General features: G+C 68.3%; 5 protein-coding genes. 4 read left to right on the top strand and 1 reads right to left on the bottom strand.

Annotated features, from left to right (window positions below; genetic code table 11):
- The 3 genes from DD1DGNOD_RS20545 to DD1DGNOD_RS20535 all read left to right on the top strand — a co-directional run.
- On the top strand, positions 1-994 hold a 994-nt coding region (locus DD1DGNOD_RS20545), incomplete at its 5' end, for a thiolase family protein (protein WP_131770853.1).
- Between the two features lie 57 nt (positions 995-1,051).
- Positions 1,052-1,813, top strand: a complete 762-nt coding sequence (locus DD1DGNOD_RS20540) for a 3-hydroxyacyl-CoA dehydrogenase (RefSeq protein WP_131770852.1) — start codon at positions 1,052-1,054, stop codon at positions 1,811-1,813.
- 30 nt (positions 1,814-1,843) lie between these two features.
- Complete coding sequence (locus DD1DGNOD_RS20535; RefSeq protein WP_206443339.1) at positions 1,844-2,548, top strand: TetR/AcrR family transcriptional regulator; 705 nt, start codon at positions 1,844-1,846, stop codon at positions 2,546-2,548.
- A 186-nt stretch (positions 2,549-2,734) separates the two neighbouring features.
- Here the strand turns inward: DD1DGNOD_RS20535 and DD1DGNOD_RS20530 are convergent, their stop codons facing one another.
- The gene (locus DD1DGNOD_RS20530; protein ID WP_165034959.1) at positions 2,735-3,436 is read right to left on the bottom strand and encodes a pentapeptide repeat-containing protein; all 702 of its coding nucleotides are present in this window, start codon (positions 3,434-3,436) and stop codon (positions 2,735-2,737) included.
- A 356-nt stretch (positions 3,437-3,792) separates the two neighbouring features.
- On the opposite strand from DD1DGNOD_RS20530, the gene DD1DGNOD_RS31375 reads away from it, so the two are divergent.
- A partial coding sequence (locus DD1DGNOD_RS31375; protein ID WP_241255873.1) for an ABC transporter substrate-binding protein occupies positions 3,793-4,076 on the top strand: 284 nt, incomplete at its 3' end.

Here is a 4,076-nt window from a genome sequence, read left to right as displayed (position 1 = left end):
CTCGCAGGCCGGCGAGCAGGCACTCAACATCACCCGCAGCGCGCTGCTCGCCGCCGGGCTGCCCGAGTCCGTACCCGCCACCACCGTCGACCGCCAGTGCGGCTCCAGCCAGCAGGCGGTGCACTTCGCCGCGCAGGGCGTGCTCGCGGGCGCCTACGACGTCGTCATCGCCTGTGGTGTGGAGTCGATGAGCCGGGTGCCGATGGGGTACGCCGCGCAGGGGCAGGACACCGCCGGGGTGTTGCTGGGCCGGCGCTACCCCGAGGGCCTGATCCCGCAGGGGGTGTCCGCCGAGCTGATCGCCGCCCGGTGGAAGCTGGACCGCCACGAGCTGGACGCCTTCTCGGCCCGTTCCCACCAGCGGGCCGCGGCCACCGCCGCCGCCGGTGGCTTCGACCGGGAGATCGTTGCCGTGGGCGACCACCGAGTGGACGAGACCGTACGCCCCGCCACCACGGTGGAGGGGCTGGCCGCGCTGAAGCCCGCCTTCACCGGCGTCCCCGCGGCCGGGCGCTTCCCGGAGATCGGCTGGCACATCACGCCTGGTAACTCCTCCCCGTTCACCGACGGCGCCTCGGCCGTCCTCATCGTCAGCGCCCCCGCCGCGCAGCGCCTGGGTCTGCGTCCCCGGGCCCGGTTCCACTCCTTCGCCGTCACCGGCTCGGACCCGGTGCTGATGCTCACCGGTGTCATCCCGGCCACGCAGAAGGTCCTGGCCCGCGCCGGGCTTTCCATCGAGGACATCGACGCGTACGAGGTCAACGAGGCGTTCGCCCCCGTGCCCCTGGTGTGGCAGCAGGAGCTGGCCGCCGACCCGGGCAAGCTCAACCCCCGTGGTGGCGCGATCGCGCTCGGTCACCCCCTCGGGGCCTCCGGCACCCGGCTGCTGGCCACCCTGGTCAACCAGCTGGAGGCGACCGGGGGCCGGTACGGGCTGCAGACCATGTGCGAGGGCGGCGGCATGGCCAACGCCACCATCATCGAACGCATCTAGCTGATCAAACGCATCAGGCCGCCAACGACAGATCACTCTCTGTGGGAGGAAAGTACCGTGAACATCGAAGGCAGCGTCGCGTTCATCACCGGCGGGGCCTCCGGCCTGGGCCTGGCCACCGCACAGCGGCTGCTCGACGTCGGGGCGTCGGTGGCCCTGGTGGACCTGCCGTCCTCCGACGGTGCGGCGGTGGCCGCCAAGCTCGGTGACCGCGCCGTGTTCGCTCCCACCGACGTCACCAGCGAGCGGGACGTCGCCGCGGCCCTCGACACGGCCGGGCGGCTCGGGGACGTTCGCATCGCTGTGAACTGCGCCGGCATCGGCACCCCGGGCCGGGTACTGGGCAAGGACGGCCCGCTCTCACTCGAGCTGTTCGCCCGTGTGGTCCAGATCAACCTGATCGGAACCTTCAACGTCATCCGTCTGGCGGCCGAGCGGATAAGCGCCAACGAGCCCATCGACGGCGACCGCGGGGTCATCGTCAACACCGCGTCGGTGGCCGCGTACGACGGTCAGATCGGGCAGGTCGCGTACGCCGCGTCCAAGGGCGGCGTCGTCGGCCTCACCCTGCCCGTCGCCCGTGACCTGGCCGGCCGGCAGATCAGGGTGGTCACCATCGCTCCCGGTCTGTTCGAGACCCCGATGCTGGCCTCGCTCCCGGAGGAGGCCAGGAAGTCCCTGGGAATCCAGGTGCCGCATCCCAGCCGGCTCGGCCGTCCCGAGGAGTACGCCGCCCTTGTCCAGCACATCGTGGAGAATCCCATGCTCAACGGTGAGGTCATCCGCCTGGACGGCGCCATCCGCATGGCCCCCCGATGATTTCCCCGATGATGCGTTGAGGAGTCCCGCGTGAGCACGGCACCGGAGCCGCAGGCCGGTGCTGTCCAGCGGTGGCGCGAGTACCCACCGCTGGACCTGCACCCCGTACTCGTGCGTGCCATGGAGGCGTTCAACGAGCACGGCTACCACGGCACGTCGGTGCGCGACATCGCCCGCCGGGTCGGGGTCACCGTCCCGGCGCTGTACTACCACTACGAGAACAAGCAGGCCCTGCTCGTCACCCTGCTCGAGACCTCCATGCGTGATGTCCTCGACCACTGCCGGGCCGCGGTGGCCGAGGCCGGTGACGACCCGGTCGCCCGCTTCTCGGCCATGATCGAGTGCATCGTGCTCTTCATGGCCAACCGTCGCGGCCTTGCCTTCCTCGACACCGAGATCCGCAGTCTCGAGCCGGAGAACCGGGCCCGCTACGTCGCCCTGCGTGACTATCTCGAGCACATGCTGCTCGACACCGTCGAAGCGGGCATCGCCCAGGGCCACTTCACCACCCCCATCCCGGCCTATGCCAGCCGGGCGGTTCTGACCATGTGCCAGGGCGTGTCCAACTGGTACTCCTCGGACGGGCCCCTGTCGCCCGAGGCGATCGCCGAGCGTTACGTCCCGCTCTGCCTCGGCACGGTCGGCCATACCGGTAGCCCCAGCCTGGGCCGGGCAGCCAGCGCACAGCGCAGCCGTCCGCGGGCGGGTACAGGCGCCCGCAGCGCTTCTTCATGATCCAGGAAGGCGTAGGGACACCCCAGGAGCCAGGGTGTCCCTACGCCCACATACCCTTCGAACAGCACACGAAGCAGGATCGGCGCGGTCCCGATCCCCATGAAGTAAATTCCGATCAGTCCTACCCTGAACAGGGCTACGGCGAGCAGGACGGCATCCCTTCGGCCGGCTGAATTCGGCTCCTGATCAGTGGCGTTCGTCGTCGACTGTGATGCCGGACGCCGCAAAAAGCATCATCGCCACGTCCATGAGCTGCTCCGTACCGATGACCGCACCGGCCAGCGACTCGATTCCTTTCAACTCCCGCAGTCTGGACCCGTGCAGGCGGACATCGCCCGCCAGGGACGACGTGGAGAGGTCCGCCGAAGAAACGTCGCTGTCGTGGATGCGCAGATTGGTGATGCTGGCACCGTACAGATCGAGCTCGCGAAGGTCGCTCTCCCGGAATTCCAGGAACCTGCCCTCGACCATGCGCAGGTTCACGACGTCCATTTTGCAGTTGCTGAACAGGACGTCCGCGAGCCTCGCGCCACCGAAGACCATGCCGCTCAGCCGGCACCTGTGAAACTCGACAGCATTCATTTTGCTGTCATGCAGGATCACTCCGGACAGATCACAGCCGTCGAAGACGACGTTACGACAGTGCAGGCGCCTGAAGGTCCGGCCGGTAAGCCGGGCAGACCGCAAGAGGGAGTTCGTCAGTTCGACGTCGACAAGAGGCTCCGCGGGAGTCGGCTGCCGCCCGTCCGCGGGGGACTCCACCAGGACGCCGTCCAGAAATGTTTCGCTGGAGATATCGCCGTCGAACAGAACCAACTCTTCGGGCAGCCGGACCGCATGGCGCTCCCTGCGCGCTTCCCTGCGACCACCGCCGGACTGTACGGGCACGACCGGAAGTCTACCGCCGGCGGCTCGACCGATCTTTTATCAACCTCGAGCTCGCCCGGGGACGATGATTCCTCGCTGGCGCAAGAGAAAGGCTGCCTGCCGCAAGAGAAAGACAGCGCAGGGTAGGAGCCCGTTCACGGGCGGGTCGGCCGCTCGCCGGAGTCGGACGGCCCGCCCGTGAAGGCTGACTGTCCTTGGCCCAGGGCTTGTGCTGCCCGTCGGCCGTACGCCGGGCCCCGGTATTTCGATCACGCGGTATTTCGATCAGCATTGGGTGTTGTGAACAGCTGACTTCCTACCGCACACTCCTACAATGACCCGTGCTCCATCTCACACTTACGAAGAGACGGGTCAACATGTCACTGATCGGAAGACGTTGGCACTTACGGTTCGCGGTTCTGACTCTCGCATTGAGTAGTCTGGGCAGTCTGACGGCTGCGTGCGACGAGGGCGGCGACAAGGGTGGTGCCGGCCGATCCGCGCGGGCGGGGGCCTGCACGGCGCCGGAAGTGACCGATTCTGAGGTCAAAGCCGGTCTGCTGTTCAGTGATTCTGGGCCGGGGGCGTCCGCTCTGCGCGGGTTCCGCTCCGGCGTCGAGGCTCGTTTCGGGCTGGCCAATGCCGAGGGTGGTGTCAATGG

The organism is Candidatus Protofrankia californiensis (assembly GCF_900634765.1).
Classification (GTDB): domain Bacteria; phylum Actinomycetota; class Actinomycetes; order Frankiales; family Frankiaceae; genus Protofrankia; species Protofrankia californiensis.
This window is presented reverse-complemented; position numbering and strand designations above follow the sequence as displayed.